Source organism: Nitratireductor sp. WH36-1 (assembly GCF_058725515.1).
Genome location: NZ_CM178970.1, coordinates 295,767 through 313,424, shown reverse-complemented (window position 1 = coordinate 313,424; position 17,658 = coordinate 295,767). Strand labels below are relative to the sequence as shown.

The window sequence follows — 17,658 nt, the reverse complement described above, 5'->3', positions numbered from 1 at the left end:
TCCTTTCGATAATGGCGTTCAAGCCGGCAGGGCGTGCCGGAATCTCAGGCGCGGTTCACCGCGCAGTTCAGTCGAAGACATGGGTTCGGCACCCAGTCTCCTTGCAACGGCCTGTGAGGCCAGATTGTCCGGGTGGACGAAGCTCATAAGCGGCGGCAATTTCAGGTCTTCGGCTGCCCAGACCTGCACGCGGCGTGCTGCCTCCACCGCATAACCCTTGCCCTCGAAGCCCTCATAGAGGCTCCAGGCAAGCTCCGGCTCATCAATCGCCGGCGGATGCCAGAGACCAACGAAACCAGCAACAGCATCGGCGTCTTTCGGCTGCACGGCGAACATGCCGTAGCCATTGAGCGCCCATGCGCCGACCATGGACGAGAAAGCGGTCCATGCCTGAAATGCGTCCTTCGGTCCGCCGGTATGAAGCGTGCGCTTCGCATCCGCGCAAAAGGCTGCATAAGCGGGAAAGTCTTCCCGCTGCCAGCCGCGCAGGATGAGGCGCTCGCTTTCGAGAACCGGCGTCATCTTCAGGCGTCCCCGTTCCTGGCCGCGCCATTGCCGTGCTCCTCGGCAATGGCCTCGTGGTGACGGATCACCTCGTGAATGATGAAGTTCAGGAACTTCTCGGCGAAATCCGGATCGAGATTTGCATCGTTGGCAAGACGGCGCAGGCGCGCAATCTGACGCTCCTCGCGCGCAGGATCAGCCGGCGGCAGATCGTGAACGGCCTTGAGATGCCCAACGGCCTTCGTGCAGCGGAAACGCTCCGCCAGCATATGCACCAGCGCCGCATCAATGTTGTCGATGGAAGCACGAAGCTCAAGAAGCTTCGCCATCGCTGCATCCGTATTGCCGCTCATCCCGTCCCCCTACTTTTTCTTCGGCAGACCGGGCAGCCCGCCGGGCAGATCCGGCAAACCACCACCCGGCATTCCCGGAAGGCCCTTGGGCAAACCACCCTTGGGAAGCCCGCCAGCACCGCCGAGCCCTGCGGCCTCGGCCTGTTTCTGCAGTGCCTCGAGCTGCTTCGGGTCCATCTTGGAAAGATCCGGCATGCCGCCCCCCATGCCGCCCCCAAGGCCACCCGGCATCCCGCCAAGGCCCATCTTCTGCGCCATGCCGCCCATGAGGCCGCGCATCATGCCGCCCTTGCGGCCCTTGCCGCCCATGGCCTTCATCATGTCGCCCATCTGGCGGTGCATCTTCAGGAGCTTGTTGATCTGCGCCGAGTCCGTACCGGAGCCCGCCGCGATGCGCTTCTTGCGGCTGTGCTTGAGCAGCTCCGGATTGGCGCGCTCCTTCGGCGTCATCGACTGGATGATGGCGATCTGGCGACCGAACATCTTGTCGTCGAGGCCGGCGGCAGCCATCTGGTCCTTCATCTTGCCCATGCCCGGCATCATGCCCATGATGCCGCCCATGCCACCCATGTTCTGCATCTGGCGCAGCTGATCGGCGAGGTCGTTCAGGTCGAACTTGCCGGCCTGCATCTTCTTGGCCATCGCCGCGGCTTTTTCCGCATCGATGGTTTCGGCAGCCTTCTCGACCAGCGAAACGATATCGCCCATGCCCAGAATGCGGTCGGCGATGCGCTTGGGATAGAACTCCTCGAGCGCGTCCATCTTTTCGCCAACGCCGATCAGCTTGATCGGCTTGCCGGTGACAGCGCGCATGGAGAGCGCCGCACCGCCACGCCCGTCACCGTCCATACGGGTCAGAACGAGGCCGGTAATGCCGACGCGGTCGTTGAAGTTGTTGGCGAGATTGACGGCGTCCTGACCGGTGAGCGAGTCGGCCACGAGCAGGATCTCGTGCGGGTTCGACGCGCTCTTGATGTCCGACATCTCGACCATCAGCGGCTCGTCGATATGCGTACGGCCTGCCGTATCGAGGATCACCACATCGTGGCCGCCGAGACGAGCCGCCTGCGTGGCGCGCTTGGCGATCTCGACCGGCGTCTGGCCGGCAATGATCGGCAGCGTTGCAACACCGGTCTGCTCGCCGATCTGCTTGAGCTGTTCCTGGGCGGCGGGGCGACGCGTATCCAGCGACGCCATCAGCACCTTCTTGCCCTGCTTCTCGGTCAGGCGCTTGGCGATCTTGCCGGTCGTGGTGGTCTTACCAGAGCCCTGCAGACCGACCATCATGATGACAACGGGCGCCGGCGCGTTGAGATCAATCGTCTCGCCTTCCGTGCCGAGCATCTCGATAAGCTCGTCATGGACGATCTTGACGACCATCTGGCCGGGCTTGATCGATTTGAGGACTTCGGCGCCGACAGCCTTTTCGCGCACGCGGTCAGTGAAGGAACGCACCACGTCGAGCGCCACATCGGCCTCGATCAGCGCACGACGGACCTCGCGCAGCGCGGCAGCGACATCCGCCTCCGACAGCGCACCGCGACCGGTCAGGCCGTTCAGGATGGAACCAAGGCGTTCCTGAAGCGATTCAAACATCCGCGTTCCTCATTTCTCGCATCGATTGCTTGTGCTGCGAGAGGTAATGCATCCGCGCCCGGGCTTCAAACGCCAAGCAAAGCCGAAAAGCACCCGGGGGCGCATCGCGCTGCCGGGTGTTGACCTCCAGGATCGTCACTTTCCGCTGAAAGGCGCCCTGGTCGGCTGCTCGGAGTTGTCACTCGTCGCGGAAATTCCGGGCCTGTAGACAGGAAAACGCGCCAAGAGTCAAGAAGTGCGCGTGTCAGGAACGCAGCGCCGCCCGCAATTTCATGCGGGCGACGGAAAGCCGGTCACAGCCGCCGCCTCTGAGCGGCGGACAGGCCACGCCGGTCCATCTCCGCCTCGCGCACATCCTTGCTGCACACACCCAGCATACGGGTGGGGACCTCCTGGCACACGCTGGGATAAACACGCGCGACCACCCACATGAGACCCCATGTCGATGCCGTGCGAAGGCTGAAGTCTTCAGCATTGGTTTGGGTGGCTGTACCCGGCGGACAATCTGTACCCTGATCCTGGCACGCTGTCGGCACCATGTAGCTGCTCTCGCTGGCTGCAAGCCGCACACCACCATGGAAGTGCCGACCTGCCCAAACCGGGGATACAACACCAACGATAATGCCGCCCGTGACCAGCAGCCAGACAGCCGCCGTCACTGCAAAACCTGTCTGCTCTGTTCTCACTTGAGGCCTCCGGTTCCCGCCCTCTGGCGCCGTACGCTAGCGCATCGCCGTGATGTGCTGATCAGAGCCAGCCACGCACATGTCCATTAGCCGGCTTGCATGATGCCGGCAGAAAGACCGCGAAACCCGCGCCAATGTCCACACAACAGCCTTGGATACCGTCCTGCGCACTCCGGCAGCGCTGCCGCGCTCAGGCTCGATACATGGCGATATGCGCGCCGAATGAACGCCTTCGCAAAAGCTCGCCACGCTTTCGTGTTTCCGAGGCACAACCTCTTCGCCTACAGGCTCAATGATGGCAGGCCCCGCATCTCCCTGCTGCTCGGCGGCCGCAGCCCCGTCAAATGCAAATACCGCATAGGCAAGCGCCGTCAGGGCAAACATCGTGCCCACATTTGATTTTGGGTCATACGTAAACATTTGAAATTCCCCTTATTATTAGTCGACTAATTATATAATATGGATTATCTATCCTCAAGCGCATCTGTTTTCAACATGACGCAAAAAAAGCCGCGACGGACACTGTTCATCGCGGCTCCTCATGATCATCCTGGAACGGGCCCAGACCGGCCTTGAACTGTCGCCGCGTCTGACGCTTCTACGATTGTGAGGCTCTCTTAGCGGAGCACGTAGACAATACGACGTGTTTCGGGCTCCACCAGAACCGGTTGCTCATTTACATAGACATACCGGTAGTCATAATCGGGGATCTCCCGCACCTCGACGGTTTCCGGCAGAGCCGCGCCGACCACCACCTCACCGTCCAGATAGACCGGCTCGACGGTGTTGGTCTCCACATAGGTTCTGACCTCCACCGGAGGCGCAGAGATCGGCTCGATCGTTCCGAGCGCCGTCTTGCGGCCAATCAGTTCGCCGCGTACAACTTCCGCCTCGACGCTTGAGGTGACCTCGTAGGATACGGGCGGCAGCGCATCGGCCGGACGTTCCGTTACGACCACATAGTCATCGCCGCCTCCGAAGGGCGCGGTCAGATAGTCCGAATACGCCCAGCCATTGATGCCGGCATGGGAGACGGCGCACCATTTGCTGCCTTCCCTGCATCCATTGATGGAAGCGTCCTCATTGACGCCGATCACGCCAACAACCGGATAGTGCGGGCCGGGCCCGGACCTGATGTTCAGATCCGCTGTCGCCCTTGCAAGCATCTCCGCGTTGGCGATGCCCGCAACGGCGAACAGCACTGCCGCTGCGGTTGCACTCTTGAGAAGCAGTTTCGTCATGGCTTGTCTCCAATCCGTTTCGACTGGGGCTGCAAACGGCAATGACGATGAGAAGTTCCGCAATTTGCGCTGGCACTTGGACAGCGAAATCAATGAGCGTGCGTGCAACCTACTGAAATACCGTACTTATCTTCCCGGGCAGATGACCTCTGCAGCGTTCATCACTTTATCTGGCGAACGTTCATGATTGCCCGTTTAATGAAGCAGGCCACCAGTGCAGTGGCCTGAGTGCGTTGTCATTTGTGACGAGCGCCAAGACAGCCGCGCCTCAGAAGAACGGCATCACACTCGATCTGCGACATCTCTTGTTGAAGGTTCCCAAAAGCCACTGACACATGAACGTGTCATCCAGGGGCTCCTTGCGCTCGAACTCGAGGCCTTCTGTAAGCGAGCGTGACTGAACGATGAGGTCAACGCCACCGGGAGAGAGGGACTTCCCGTCCATCTCTTTGGTGACGTCCGCTATTTTCTGCGGAGCCATTTCCTTTATCAGGGGATGCGCCTCCTCGTCGTGATGCTTTCGCGCCTTGGTCTGCGCGACGCCGGAACCTGCGGACATCCAGATGAATGCGACTGCGAAGACGCCCAGGAAGGGAGCTATCCGTATCATTGATCTTCTCCTTCATAACAATTAGCCAACTAAATGTTACTTATATGGTGAAGGCAACGTCGTTATTGGACAGGGCGGACCAGGAAGGTTCAATGCGCGCGCCTAATGCGCTGAAATGAACCGATTTCGCCGCTCCCGAAATCATGCGAGAGCATGCATCACTTTGTTTTTCATATATTATTTTACCGGGAGCGGATGCATCTTTATATAGCGGCGTATATCGCCTGACGGACAGTGCTCCGGCGCAGGACATCCAGTACGCCGGTTGGTCTGCGTATCAGGGACTTGACAGCCCGCTTCTTCATCTTTGCGATCCGTCGTTCGCACCATCCGAACAATTGAGGCATCAGCCGCTCACAATGACGATAGGCCTCTTCAAGTGAAACATCTGCACGCTGTCGAGCAAACAGCTCCCGATCCCCCCTTGGCATATGGAAAGGCAACCCCAACGGCATCTGGCCTGTCTGTTGCTGCATGGATGCAATCCGCCTCCCGTCATCCGGGGGGAGCATTGTGACGGTGAAACCGCCATGAAGTACAAGCAGTAGCGCGATACTGGCGGCAGCTTTCAGAAACATTGTCTCTCCTCCTCCATCCCAGTCACCCAGACGCTGGCGCGGACACTTCCGTCTTTCGACGCAGTGCAACCATGTCGTCGTCGGATATGTGCGCAGACATGAAGCAGGCCGTCGCGATGACGGCCTGCAAGTGCTGAACAAGGTCCAGAGCCACAAAACCCGTTTTAGTAGACCGCGCCGGGTGGCGCGAAGAGCCGGGTGCAGAATGATCCGAGAGGCCCCGGCAGATACTGGCAGGGACCCCACTGCTTCTCGAGACTGGATGTCACCGTAGCGGCTTGCATGCCAAGCTCTTCCGTCATGGAAGCCGGGTCCTTGAAGAGGTCCGGCACGTCTTTCAGCACCGTCTGGCTCAGCTCCGCCTGGGCAGTGTCAACAGGCAGCGGAAGCACCCCGGTCTTCAAAAGGTCCAGTTTGGTTCCACCTTCAGCCTGCGCCCCAGTCATCAGACTTGCGGACAAACCAAAGAGCGAAACTGCAATCACTGCGGAATTTGCAAACTTGCCATTCATCGGTTCTCTCCTGCTGGTTAATTAGCCAACTAAACAATGAATTGAAAACTTGTGCAATCGCGCAGATCTGCCGTAATTCCGCCGGAAAGGGTTCGGTAATGACCGCCATGCTATAGAAACTGGCGGTTGCGGCCGGTGCAGCGTTGTGTAATCGCTGGCAACATCACTTTATATAGCCATCTTTAATTTTAAGGAGAGCGATATGGCTTTCGCGGGAAGAGCGGCTCTGCTGGCCGCTTCGTTTTGTGCCTCACTTCTCACGGCGGGACATGCCTCCGCTGCTCAATGCGGAAACAATGCCGGCGGCTTCGAGAACTGGAAGGCTCAGTTCAGCCGCGAAGCAGCCTCCCGTGGTATCGGGCAGCGCGGCCTGAACGCACTGGCAAACACGCGTTACGCCACCAAGACCATCGCCGCCGACCGCGGTCAGAAGAGCTTCAAGCTCACCCTCAAATCCTTCATGCAGAAGCGCGGCTCGAACGCCATCGTTTCCCGCGGCAAGGGCATGAAGAAGAAATATGCGCGTCTCTTTGCCAATATCGAACAGCGTTACGGCGTACCCGCCGGCCCGCTGATCGCCATCTGGGGCATGGAAACCGGCTTTGGCGGCTTCCTCGGCAACCAGAACATTGTCTCCGCCGTGGCCACGCTCGCCTATGACTGCCGCCGTTCGGAGTTCTTCACCGGCCATCTCTATGGCGCACTCACCATGGTGGATCGCGGCATGCTCGATCCCAACGCCAAAGGCGCTGCCCATGGCGAGATCGGCCAGACACAGTTCCTTCCCGGCAACGCGCTGAAATACGGCGTGGACGGTGACGGAAACGGCCGCGTCGACATGATCCGTTCGCAGGCCGACGCCCTCGCCTCGACCGCAAACTTCCTGCGCGCCCATGGCTGGCAGCGCGGCGCCAGCTACCAGCCGGGACAGCCGAATTTCCGCGCCATTCAGGGCTGGAACGCAGCAAGCGTCTACCAGCAGGCCATCGCCATCATGGCCAAGGAAATCGATGGGTGAACAGCCGATCCGCTAAAGCGGAGTGCTCATGCCAGTGGCATGAGCACAGGCTGTGAACGCCAGGGAGTTGCCGAAGGCAACAGGCGCGGGGCCGGCAGAGCGTTCCGCGTAGCGGACAAAAAGCCAATGATTTGGCTTTTTGAGCGACGAACGCCCGAAGCCATAGCGAAGGGCCGGCAGGCGCCCAAATCAGTCTCCCAGCTCAGCGCACAAAAAAGCCGGCATCACTGCCGGCTTTTTCTTTATCAGGCGTTGCGCCCGGCTGATCAGCTGCCGCGCTTGCGGGCCGCCAGCGTGCGCAGGCGCAGTGCGTTGAGCTTGATGAAGCCTGCAGCGTCCTTCTGGTCGTATGCGCCCTGGTCGTCCTCGAAGGTCACCAGCGCATCGGAATAGAGCGACTTGTCGGACTTGCGGCCGGTCACGATGACATTGCCCTTGTAGAGCTTCAGGCGCACTTCGCCTTCCACGTCTTCCTGGCTCTTGTCGATGGCCGCCTGCAGCATCTCGCGCTCCGGCGAGAACCAGAGACCGTTGTAGATGAGCTCTGCATAACGCGGCATCAGCTCGTCCTTGAGGTGGGCAGCGCCACGATCAAGCGTCAGCGACTCCATCGCGCGGTGCGCGGCAAGCAGGATCGTGCCGCCCGGCGTTTCATAAACGCCGCGCGACTTCATGCCAACGAAGCGGTTCTCGACCAGATCGATGCGGCCAATGCCATTGTCGCGGCCCAGATCGTTCAGCGCCTGCAGCAGCGTTGCCGGCGACATTGCCTCGCCATTGATGGCAACGGCGTCGCCCGCCTTGAAGGAGATGGTGATCTCGGTCGGCTCGTCCGGCGCATCCATCGGCGAAACGCTGCGCTGGTGAACATATTCCGGCGGCTCGACCCACGGATCTTCAAGCACCTTGCCCTCGGAGGAGGAGTGCAGAAGGTTCGCGTCAACGGAGAACGGAGCCTCGCCCTGCTTGTCCTTCGGCACCGGGATCTGGTGCGCCTGGGCGAACTCGAGCAGGTCGGTGCGGGACTTGTAGGTCCAGTCACGCCACGGCGCGATCACCTTGATGTCGGGGTTCAGCGCATAGGCCGAAAGCTCGAAGCGCACCTGATCGTTGCCCTTGCCGGTCGCGCCATGCGCAACGGCGTCAGCGCCGGTCTCGGCAGCGATCTCGACCAGCCGCTTGGAGATCAGCGGGCGGGCAATGGAGGTGCCCAGCAGGTAGATGCCTTCATAGACCGCATTGGCGCGGAACATCGGGAACACGAAGTCGCGCACGAACTCCTCGCGGAGATCCTCGATGTAGATCTCCTTGATCCCCATCATCTCGGCTTTTCTGCGCGCCGGCTCCAGCTCGTCGCCCTGGCCGAGATCGGCGGTGAAGGTCACCACTTCGGCGCCCAGTTCGGTCTGGAGCCATTTGAGGATGATCGAGGTGTCGAGACCGCCCGAATAGGCAAGCACGACCTTTTTAACGTCTTTGAGTTTCGTCATGGTCTTTCCCGGTAAGAGAAGTTCGGCATGGCCGGCCGGCTCCGCACTTCGGAGCCTCCAGGGTCGAGGCGACTAATATCAGGAATGACGGCGTGGGCAAGGCCAGACCCCGCAAATGAGAGAGGCCACACCGTCACCGGCATGGCCTCCCGATACTCATTCCCGCGCAATCCTCAGGCCGCTTCCAGCGTCGCCACCGTTTTCAGCGCGCCATCCAGCATCTCGCCCTTTTCGTCCTTGAGCGCCGCTTCACGCAGCCGGCGCAGCCAGTCGGCCGCGTCCTCACGGCCCTCCAGAAGCGTCAATCCGGACAGAACCCGGTCGAACTTGGAATGCCCGCGCACATGCGTGTCGCTATAGCCCTTGATGAGCCTGCGGCAGTTGAGAATCTCCACCGCCAGCCCATAATCGCGTCGCGCCGTATCAAGCGCCAGCGCATACCAGCGGTCAAGATGCTCCTTCTCGACCTGATGGCGCAGGAGCGACCGACGCCAGGGCCGCAGCGTTCCAATCACCCACAGCGCCCCGAAGCCGAACAGGCTGTCTGTACGGATGCGCCGGCCGCGATTGATGCGGCGGTCGACCCATTTCGAAAGACCCGGCCGGTTTTCGATGAAACGCCCCAGCCCCGTGGGCAGCGTGCCGCAGAACTCTTCGACGCGCGGATGGAAGAACTCGGTCACCTGCAGCACATTGGCCTCGCCGACCTTCATTTCCTTTCGGATGCGCTCGGCCCGCGCCGTGCGCGTCTTCAGATCCGCCACGCGCAAAATGTCGTCATAGCACATGGCGTTCGCCACATGCTTAGCAGCAGCCTCGCCCAGCGCGTGGTCCTTCCCGGCACTGTCCAGCGCCAGCGCCTGATCGAGCCTGTCCAGATACTCCGCGCCATAGGTGAGATCCTGATAGTCGACCACCTTGCGCAGCCCGGCGAGCGCCATCGCCCTCACCGGTTCGGGATAGGCATCGGCGCGCGCTGCCAGCGCGTTCCACGCGGCAACCAGCCGCTCCGGCCCGGCAACGGCGATCCCCTGCCCGGCCGGCGGCGCATCCTGAACAACCGCAGAAGCATCTTCACCGGCAACCGTGCGCTCGAACGCCTTGCCGAAGGCAGCCAGGCTGGCCTTCACACCGCGTCCGGAAGCCTCGATGGTCTCTTCATAGCTCTCGCGCGCAAACGGCAATGCGCCGGAACCGGCCAGCGCGCCGAACAGGCTCGACGAGATCACCGACCCTGCCTCGACAGCCACCTTCTCCATGTCGAAGCAGATGTAGCGGCTGGCCGCCTCACGCGCATTTTTGTGAACGGTGGGCGAGTCTGCGCGGCCGTCACCCGGCTCGATCTTCTCCGACACGGCAGCGATACGGTGCGCCGAGGCGATCAGCGTCGTGCGGTCGGGCGTCACGAAACCGCGCATCACAGCACGGCCCGCCTCCATCAGCTCGGCGGCAATCAGGATATCTATGTCGCCCTGCGCCGGAGCCAGCGAAAAGACCGGACGGCGGCCGGTGTCGGGACACATCTCGACATAGTAGATCGTCGCGCCGGTGCGCTGGGCCACGCCGGCAACGGAGGTTGCCTGGGCGAGATATCCGTTGCGCTCGGCAACATCGGTGATCCAATTGGTCAGCACACCGCCGCCCTGCCCGCCAACGGCGAGAATGGCGAGCTTGATGATCTTCTGGTCTTCGTTTGCTTTCATCCGTTTGGCCATGGGTCTCAAGCCTCTCCGAATGTCAGACGCCGCTTCTCACGGCGTGTTTGCAGGAAGCCCGTCACGCGGCGACGCAGCCTGTCGGCAAACCGGTCCCACGAGCCGGGATTGTGCACCACATCGGCGCGGTAGAAGGAGGGACACAGCACCGCCGCGTCGGCCACTTCGCCGCAATTGCCGCAACCGACACAGGTGTGGTCAATGGACGCCACCGGATCATCTCGCAGCGGGTCATCCAGCTTCTTGACCGAGAGCGACGGACAGCCCGACAGCCGCATGCAGGCGTGATCGCCGGTGCACACATCCTCGTCCACGCCGAAGCGCGGCTTCACCACACGCTCGCCGCCGGAGATCGCCTTGGCGGTCTGCGGCTTTTCGCGACGCTGCCTGTTGAGCATGCATTCGGACGACGCGACGATGACCTTCGGTCCCTTCTCCTCCGTCGTCAGCGCCTCGCGCAGCGCGGCGCGCACCTTGGTCACGTCATAGGTGCGATCGATATGCCGAACCCATTTCACGCCCATGCCCTTCACCGCATCGGTGATCGGATGCTGGGTCGACTTGGTGGGATTGTCGGCGCGCGAGGAAAGCACGTCCTGCCCGCCCGTGGCCGCCGAATAGAAATTGTCCACCACAACGATCACGCCGTCATTCTGGTTGAACACGGCATTGCCAATGGAGGAGGTCAGACCGTTGTGCCAGAAGCCACCATCGCCCACAAAGGAGATGGAGCGGCGCTTGGCGTCAGGCGAATTGAAGGCCGAGGCGGAGGCCGGACCGAGACCATAGCCCATGGTCGTCGCCCCCAGCTCGAAGGGCGGCATGATCGAAAACAGATGGCAGCCAATATCCGACGAGATGTGGTGCGGTCCGAGTTCCTTTTCGATCAGCTTCGTCGCGGCGAAGATCGGCCGTTCCGGGCAGCCGGTGCAAAAGCCCGGCGGACGCCCCGGCACCACCTTGGCGAGATCCGCCGCCAGCGTGTTCTCTCCCGACGCATTGGGCGCCAGCACCTGCGCGGCCAGAAGCTCCGGCGCGTTGGCGCGCAGATAGGCGCTGATGCCGTCCAGCATCACCTGCCCGGTGTATTCGCCGGCCATCGGCAGAATGTCCTTGCCGAGGATGCGCGTGTCGAGCCCCTTCCTGTGCATCAGCGAGGCAATCGCCTGCTCGAGATAGTTGGGCTGCCCCTCCTCCACGATCAGGATCGAATCCTTGTCGGCGCAAAAGTCGATCACTTCATCGTCGATCAGCGGATAAACCGCATTGAGCACATAGAGCGGCACATCCGTTTCGCCGTAGACATCGGCAAGACCGATGCGCTGCAGCGCACGAATGACGCTGTTGTACATGCCGCCCTGCAGGATGATCCCGGCCTTGCCCCGGTCGGGACCGAAGAACTCGTTGATCCTGCGCGAGCGGATGAAATCGACCGCCGCCGGCATGCGCTTTTCCACCTTCTCCTTCTCATGCAGGAAGGAGGCCGGCGGCAGCACGATGCGGTTGGTGTCGCGGCGCGGGTTCTCCAGCGCGTCGGCCACGGTCATCCCGGGCCGTTTGTTTTCCTTGGTCTCGAAACTGCCGGTCACATGGCAGCTGCGGATGCGCACCATCAGCATGACCGGTGTGTTGGACGCCTCGGAAAGCTCGAACCCGTCTTCGACCGCCTTCACGATGGACGGCAGGTTGGGCCGCGGGTCGAGCAGCCAGACCTGACTCTTCATGGCGAAGGGGTGGCTGCGCTCCTGCATGATCGAGGAGCCTTCGCCATAGTCCTCACCGACGATGATGAGCGCACCGCCCGTCACGCCGCCGGAGGCGAGGTTGGCGAGTGCATCGGAGGCGACGTTCAGGCCGACCGACGATTTGAAGGTGCATGCGCCGCGAATGGGATAGTGAACCGAAGCGGCGAGCATGGCGGTCGCCGTCGCCTCGGAGGCGCTTGCCTCGAAATGCACGCCAAGCTCGCCCAGAATGTCCTGCGCGTCGGCAAGCACGTCCATCAAATGGCTGATCGGCGCGCCCTGATAGCCACCGACATAACCCACGCCACACTGCAGGAGCGCCTTGGTAATGGCCAGAATGCCCTCGCCGTGAAAGGTCTCACCGGCCCCGAGGCGAAGCTTCTGAACCTCCTTCACGAACGAACGTTCTGCCATGGTGCATTCTCCCGTCTCATGCGCCGGGGCTGATCGCCCTCAAGCGCAATCTGCTAGAATTCGTGTTGTCGGATGTTGCCCAGTATTTTCTGAAGCGTGGCGATGAAGGCGGAATACTCCGCCTCGTCGATGTCGTTGAACATCTCGGCAAAGGCGTCATGCATGGCCGGCCATGCACGGTTGAACTCCTCACGCCCCTTGTCGGTCAGAAAGATGTGTCGCGTGCGGCTGTCATCCTGACAGGCTTCGCGCCGCACCAGCCCCTGCGTTTCAAGCGCGTCGAGCGTCCGGCTCATGGTCGACTGTTCGATGACGGTGTAGACCGACAATTCGTTGATCGACATCCCGTCGCCAACCATCAGAACCGCCAGTGCGCGCGCCTGCGGAACGGTCAGCCCCTGCTCCCGTAAATCATGGCGCAGCGTCGCGTTGTAACGCCCCATGATCCGGTTCATCAGATAGGGCGCAAAGTGCTGAAGCCCCATCTGGCCCAGCGTTGCGATCCTCGGGGTCTTGCCGTCCTGCCGTTCGTCCATCAGAGCTTCTCCGCCAACAGATGCTCCGAACCGCCAGCCGGCTTTCCGCTCAGCCCCGCACCCTGCCGGATGGACCCGCCAATGGATATCCGCCGATCACGACCAGACCTGAGAAGCCCACGCCACCGAGAGGACGCAGCACGGGCTGCAAAAGAGCCCATCGCTTCGAGGTCTGCCGGCACAGATGCGCCGTGGTCGATGATCGTGTTTGATGAACTGCCGATATGCCGGTTCGAAATTGCTTCAACGCGGCCTGCATAGGCCTCGCGCTGTGCGTCTGTCCATTCCCCGTTGGTCGGACCCTTCGGCTTTCCAGCCTTATCACCCGTCACATGGCAGCACGCCCTGGAATGGCGGCGCGACACCCAGGCGCGACCGCACGGATATACGGTCGCGTGAAGCGCCTTTACGACGCTGCCATGGAAGTGTGTTTCGGGTCCGCTCATCGGAAGCTCCGGCTCAGTTCCTGGAGACCAGCGCCAGAACACGGCACGGGCTGCCGGTGCCCCGCTCGATCTTGAGCGGCGCGGCGATCAGGATCGCCCCCTTGGGCGGAAGCCTGTCGAGATTGGCAAGGCTGGCCAGCCCATAGCGGTTTGCCTTGTGAAGCAGATTGTGCGCGGGAAATGGCGGCTCCATGCCACCGGCCTGCCCGGCATCGGTTCCGATGGTCTCGCTGCCCCAGCCAACAATCCCCTTCTCAAGAAGATATTCGATGGCTTCTGCAGTCGGGCCCGGCGAATGCGGGCCAGTCTCGTCCGCATTGAGAAACGCCTCTTCCGAGCCGTTGCGCTTGTACCAGTCGCTGCGCAGCACCACCCACTCACCGGGGCGAATGTCGCCGTGCTCGGCTTCCCATGCCTTGATGTGATCCACCGTCAGCAGGAAATCATTGTTCTCCGCGGCCTCGGCGGAACAGTCGATGACATTGACCGGCGCAACAAAATTCTGCGGTTCAATCGTGTCCGTTGTTGCATTGGGATGATCCCGCCCGGTGATCCAGTGGGTCGGCGCATCAAAATGCGTGCCCGAATGCTCACCGAGTTTCAGCCAGTTCCATGCCCACCAAGGGCCATTGTCATCATAGGCCGAGATCTTGTGGATCTCGATTTTGGGCGTATCGACCGCAAGCTCTGGCGGAAGCTTTAGAAGCGGGGTTTTCGGGCCAAGTACGGCGGCCAGGTCAACGACCTCCACCTCGCCGGAAAGCAATTGGCTCGCAAGCTCACCAATGACGGACTTGCTCATGTTTCTCCTCCCAGAGATATGTAAGAGCACAGACATCCTCCCTGTGCTCTCTTCTGACCTAGACCAAAAAGAATGCATTTGCAAATATCTTGAGGCCGAAGAAACCCTTGAAATGGGCGAGCGTCTTGCATCAAAAGCACAAATGCATGTGATGACACGCATCTTCAAAGCTGATTCGCAGTCAGAAAGACGATCAAGGCCCGAAATCAGCCTCTTCGGAGAAGCCTGCTTCAGCCGAGCATGGTTTCACATGAAACATGCATCTGAATTGGGTCGGGAAACACGCCCTGCCCCTTCGCAGATCCGGTTCGCGACACGCCACCCATACTGGAATTCTCCGTCGGTTATCTCTTCGACCAGCACTGCCAGGCTTCTTCGCGCGGCACACACAAACTGGACGGTGAGCAATCTGCGTCTTTCAACTTTCTCTGGGTGCCCGGCCGGCCTTGCTGTGATATTCAGCCGACATGGCACAGAAGAAAGCGCATGAAGTCGACCGCTGGCTTGCTCGCCCCGAGCAGACCTACCGTATCGTCCTGATCTACGGGCCCGATCGTGGCCTGGTCAGCGAACGGGCGAAGCGTTATGCGACCGGAACGGGATTGCCGCTGGACGATCCCTTCACCGTCGTTCGCCTTGAAGCCAGCGAAGTGGAGCAGCAGCCGGGCCGGCTTGCCGATGAGGCGCAGACGGTTCCCATGTTCTCCGATCAACGCCTGATCTGGGTGAAGGGCGCAGGCAATCACAAGGCATTTGTGGCCGACGTCACCGCGCTGAACAGCAATCCCCCGACCGATTGCACCATCCTGATCGAGGCCGGCGACCTTAAAAAAGGCTCGTCCCTGCGCTCGGCTGCCGAACGCGGCGCAAGTGCAATGGCCCTTCCCTGCTATGCAGACGATGGGCGCGGCGTCGACGCCGTCATTGATGAAGCGCTCGGCGCGGCGGGGCTGAAAATCTCGCTTGAAGCGCGCCAGCTCCTCAAAGCCAATCTCGGCGGAGACCGGCTCGCCACCCGTGGTGAACTGGAGAAGCTTGCGCTTTACTGCAAGGGTGCAACGGAAGTCACGCCGGAAGACATACGTTCACTCATCGGCGACGTGGCCGGACTGAGTACGGATGAAGCGGTTGATGCGATCATTTCCGGGCGTTTTCAGGCATTCGACAGCGCCTTCCGGCGCTTTGTTGCCGCTGGAAACCCGCCCTTCCTCGTGCTCTCCGCCACATTGCGGCAGGTGCACGCCCTGCAGATCATGCGTCAGGCAATGGACAGCCAGGGCGTCTCGGCCAGTTCCGCCGTTGCCGGCGCAAGACCGCCGGTCTTCTTCTCGCGTCGCAAGACGGTGGAGACAGCGCTTGGCCGCTGGAACAGCACCGCATTGAAGAACGCCGCCGACCGCCTGCAGGCAGCCATCCTGCGCACACGGCAAAAGCCAGCCCTTGCCGTTCCTCTGGCGCGACAGGCCCTTCTCGCCCTCACGGTCGAAGGCGCGCGCGGCCGGCGCTAACCGGCCGCATATCACTCAAATCATTGGTATTTCCAGAGCAGAAGACCGGCAACCGAACCCCGGTCTCGGGTCATGCCGATGCTCACCAATAGCGCGGATCAGCCCTCCTGCGTCCTCATGGACGCACGGCAATCCAGTTCTGCAAACAGGCCCTTGGCTACTGCTTCAGGAGACGGCAAAGCTCGTCGAGCTGTTCCAGCGAGCGATAGGCAATCCGCATTTCGCCGCCACGCTGCTTGTGATTGATCACGACCTTGAGCCCTGTCTGATCGCTCAGAAGCTTCTGGAGGGCCAGCGTGTCCGCGTCCTTTTCCTTCTTCGGCTCACGCTCGGCCTTGCCTTCCTCCGCCGGCGCTGCGGCCAGAGCCTCTGCCTGGCGGACGGAAAGCCCGTCCTCAATGATACGCAGAGCAAGCGCAACCGGGTCCTGCGCCGTTACCAGCGTCCGCGCATGGCCAGCGGACAGCGATCCATCGACAATGAGATCCGCCACGGCTTCCGGCAGTTTGAGCAGACGAAGCGTGTTCGCCACATGGCTGCGGCTCTTGCCGATCACCTGGCCGAGATCCGCCTGCGTATAGCTGTGCTCATCGATCAGCTGCTGATAGCCACGCGCTTCTTCGATCGCGTTCAGATCCGCGCGCTGCACGTTCTCGATGATGGCCAGCTCTAGCGCGGCCTTGTCATCCACCTCGCGCAGAATGACCGGAACCTCGGTCAGACCCGCCCGCTGCGCGGCGCGCCAGCGACGTTCACCCGCAATGATCTCAAACCGGCCCGGCGCATCGCCGGAACGAACCACCACCGGCTGCACGATGCCATGCTCACGGATCGACTGGGCGAGATCACCCAGATCACCCTCGGCAAACAGACGGCGCGGGTTGCGCGGGTTTGGCGAAATGAACTCGATCGGCACGGAGCGATCCGCGCGCACCGCTTCCTTCTGCTCGGTATCCGGCTTGTCCATCTCCCCGATCAGAGCGGCCAGACCGCGCCCCAGACGCTTGCGTGAAGGATCTTCGTTCATGTCAAAACACCATCAGCCACAAAACTCGTTTAACCGCCCGCCCGATGAAATCGAACTCAGGCAGCCTGCAACCGCCGTTCACGACGGATCACTTCAGAAGCCAGCTGTAGATAAGCCTGGCTACCGCTGCATTTCAGATCGTAGAGCAACGCAGGCTTCCCATAGGACGGCGCCTCGGAAACACGCACATTGCGCGGAATAACCGTGTCGTAGACGGTCTCGCCCATATGCGCCCGCACATCCGCCACCACCTGGTTGGCGAGATTGTTGCGCTGGTCGAACATGGTCAGGACAATGCCCTGAATGCCCAGATGCGGATTGATCGAGGCACGCACCTGCTCAACCGTCTCAAGAAGCTGGCTCAGCCCCTCCAGCGCAAAGAACTCGCATTGCAGCGGAACCAGAATGGAATCGGCTGCCGCCATTGCATTCAGCGTCAGAAGGTTCAGGGATGGCGGGCAATCCACCAGAACGTACGAATAAGGAATTCCGTCCTGATTCAATGCGTTGCGCAGTTTCAGAACACGGTCAGGCGCGCTCGAAATTTCCATTTCAATGCCCAGAAGATCGAGCGTCGAAGCCACGATCGAGAGACCGGGAACAGCGGTTTCCATAGCCGCTTCCATGATGCCTGCCCCACCGGTCAACACATCATAGGACGAAACGAGACGCTTCTGACGGTCAATGCCCAGCCCGGTACTGGCATTGCCTTGCGGATCAAGATCGACGACCAGAACGTTTTCGCCAATCGCGGCAAGCGCGGTTGCCAAATTTATGGCTGTGGTTGTCTTGCCAACCCCGCCCTTCTGGTTTGCGACTGTGATGATTCGCGTACCGCTATTCATCGCTGCTGCTACCTCGAATAGACTCGACTGAA

The 17,658-nt window shown here is 61.3% G+C and carries 17 protein-coding genes; 2 read left to right on the top strand and 15 right to left on the bottom strand.

Annotated features, from left to right (window positions below; genetic code table 11):
- Positions 1-18 precede the first annotated feature (18 nt).
- From AC4PTT_RS01500 to AC4PTT_RS01470, 7 genes are all read right to left on the bottom strand, one after another.
- Complete coding sequence (locus AC4PTT_RS01500; RefSeq protein WP_113153596.1) at positions 19-522, bottom strand: GNAT family N-acetyltransferase; 504 nt, start codon at positions 520-522, stop codon at positions 19-21.
- A gap of 2 nt (positions 523-524) precedes the next feature.
- Entirely contained in the window at positions 525-857 is a 333-nt protein-coding gene (locus AC4PTT_RS01495) for a chorismate mutase (RefSeq protein ID WP_317088458.1), read from the bottom strand.
- A 9-nt stretch (positions 858-866) separates the two neighbouring features.
- On the bottom strand, positions 867-2,453 hold the full coding sequence (gene ffh / locus AC4PTT_RS01490; RefSeq protein WP_492161982.1) for a signal recognition particle protein: 1,587 nt from the start codon (positions 2,451-2,453) through the stop codon (positions 867-869).
- Positions 2,454-3,175: 722 nt separating this feature from the next.
- Positions 3,176-3,559 (bottom strand): hypothetical protein, encoded by a 384-nt coding sequence (locus AC4PTT_RS01485; protein WP_206548070.1) that lies wholly within the window; start codon positions 3,557-3,559, stop codon positions 3,176-3,178.
- A 197-nt stretch (positions 3,560-3,756) separates the two neighbouring features.
- A complete protein-coding gene (locus tag AC4PTT_RS01480) occupies positions 3,757-4,380 on the bottom strand; it encodes a DUF1236 domain-containing protein (RefSeq protein ID WP_492161981.1) in 624 nt (207 codons plus the stop codon).
- Positions 4,381-4,648: 268 nt separating this feature from the next.
- Entirely contained in the window at positions 4,649-4,990 is a 342-nt protein-coding gene (locus tag AC4PTT_RS01475; protein ID WP_206545588.1) for a hypothetical protein, read from the bottom strand.
- A gap of 742 nt (positions 4,991-5,732) precedes the next feature.
- Entirely contained in the window at positions 5,733-6,080 is a 348-nt protein-coding gene (locus tag AC4PTT_RS01470; protein ID WP_299939347.1) for a hypothetical protein, read from the bottom strand.
- Positions 6,081-6,282: 202 nt separating this feature from the next.
- On the opposite strand from AC4PTT_RS01470, the gene AC4PTT_RS01465 reads away from it, so the two are divergent.
- Positions 6,283-7,098: a lytic murein transglycosylase gene (locus AC4PTT_RS01465; RefSeq protein WP_492161980.1), complete on the top strand. Its 816-nt coding sequence runs from the start codon at positions 6,283-6,285 to the stop codon at positions 7,096-7,098.
- A 266-nt stretch (positions 7,099-7,364) separates the two neighbouring features.
- Here the strand turns inward: AC4PTT_RS01465 and AC4PTT_RS01460 are convergent, their stop codons facing one another.
- The 6 genes from AC4PTT_RS01460 to AC4PTT_RS01435 form a co-directional block, all read right to left on the bottom strand.
- Positions 7,365-8,588, bottom strand: coding sequence for an argininosuccinate synthase (locus tag AC4PTT_RS01460; RefSeq protein WP_113153605.1), 1,224 nt, complete (start codon positions 8,586-8,588; stop codon positions 7,365-7,367).
- A gap of 173 nt (positions 8,589-8,761) precedes the next feature.
- On the bottom strand, positions 8,762-10,291 hold the full coding sequence (locus AC4PTT_RS01455) for an indolepyruvate oxidoreductase subunit beta family protein (RefSeq protein WP_492161979.1): 1,530 nt from the start codon (positions 10,289-10,291) through the stop codon (positions 8,762-8,764).
- Between the two features lie 17 nt (positions 10,292-10,308).
- Complete coding sequence (locus AC4PTT_RS01450; RefSeq protein WP_492161978.1) at positions 10,309-12,462, bottom strand: thiamine pyrophosphate-dependent enzyme; 2,154 nt, start codon at positions 12,460-12,462, stop codon at positions 10,309-10,311.
- A gap of 53 nt (positions 12,463-12,515) precedes the next feature.
- The gene (locus tag AC4PTT_RS01445) at positions 12,516-12,998 is read right to left on the bottom strand and encodes a MarR family winged helix-turn-helix transcriptional regulator (protein ID WP_492161977.1); all 483 of its coding nucleotides are present in this window, start codon (positions 12,996-12,998) and stop codon (positions 12,516-12,518) included.
- Positions 12,998-13,444, bottom strand: a complete 447-nt coding sequence (locus tag AC4PTT_RS01440) for a hypothetical protein (protein WP_492161976.1) — start codon at positions 13,442-13,444, stop codon at positions 12,998-13,000. The genes AC4PTT_RS01445 and AC4PTT_RS01440 overlap by 1 nt, the downstream gene beginning before the upstream one ends.
- Positions 13,445-13,457: 13 nt before the next feature.
- Positions 13,458-14,246 (bottom strand): cyclase family protein, encoded by a 789-nt coding sequence (locus AC4PTT_RS01435; protein WP_206553299.1) that lies wholly within the window; start codon positions 14,244-14,246, stop codon positions 13,458-13,460.
- 467 nt (positions 14,247-14,713) lie between these two features.
- Between AC4PTT_RS01435 and holA the strand changes: the two genes are divergently transcribed.
- Positions 14,714-15,754 (top strand): DNA polymerase III subunit delta, encoded by a 1,041-nt coding sequence (gene holA / locus AC4PTT_RS01430; RefSeq protein WP_206548077.1) that lies wholly within the window; start codon positions 14,714-14,716, stop codon positions 15,752-15,754.
- 157 nt (positions 15,755-15,911) lie between these two features.
- On the opposite strand, the gene AC4PTT_RS01425 is transcribed toward holA, so the two are convergent.
- Both AC4PTT_RS01425 and AC4PTT_RS01420 read right to left on the bottom strand, forming a co-directional pair.
- The gene (locus AC4PTT_RS01425; RefSeq protein ID WP_206545579.1) at positions 15,912-16,781 is read right to left on the bottom strand and encodes a ParB/RepB/Spo0J family partition protein; all 870 of its coding nucleotides are present in this window, start codon (positions 16,779-16,781) and stop codon (positions 15,912-15,914) included.
- A gap of 56 nt (positions 16,782-16,837) precedes the next feature.
- Positions 16,838-17,626 (bottom strand): ParA family protein, encoded by a 789-nt coding sequence (locus tag AC4PTT_RS01420; RefSeq protein ID WP_206545578.1) that lies wholly within the window; start codon positions 17,624-17,626, stop codon positions 16,838-16,840.
- Between the last annotated feature and the right edge of the window lie 32 nt (positions 17,627-17,658).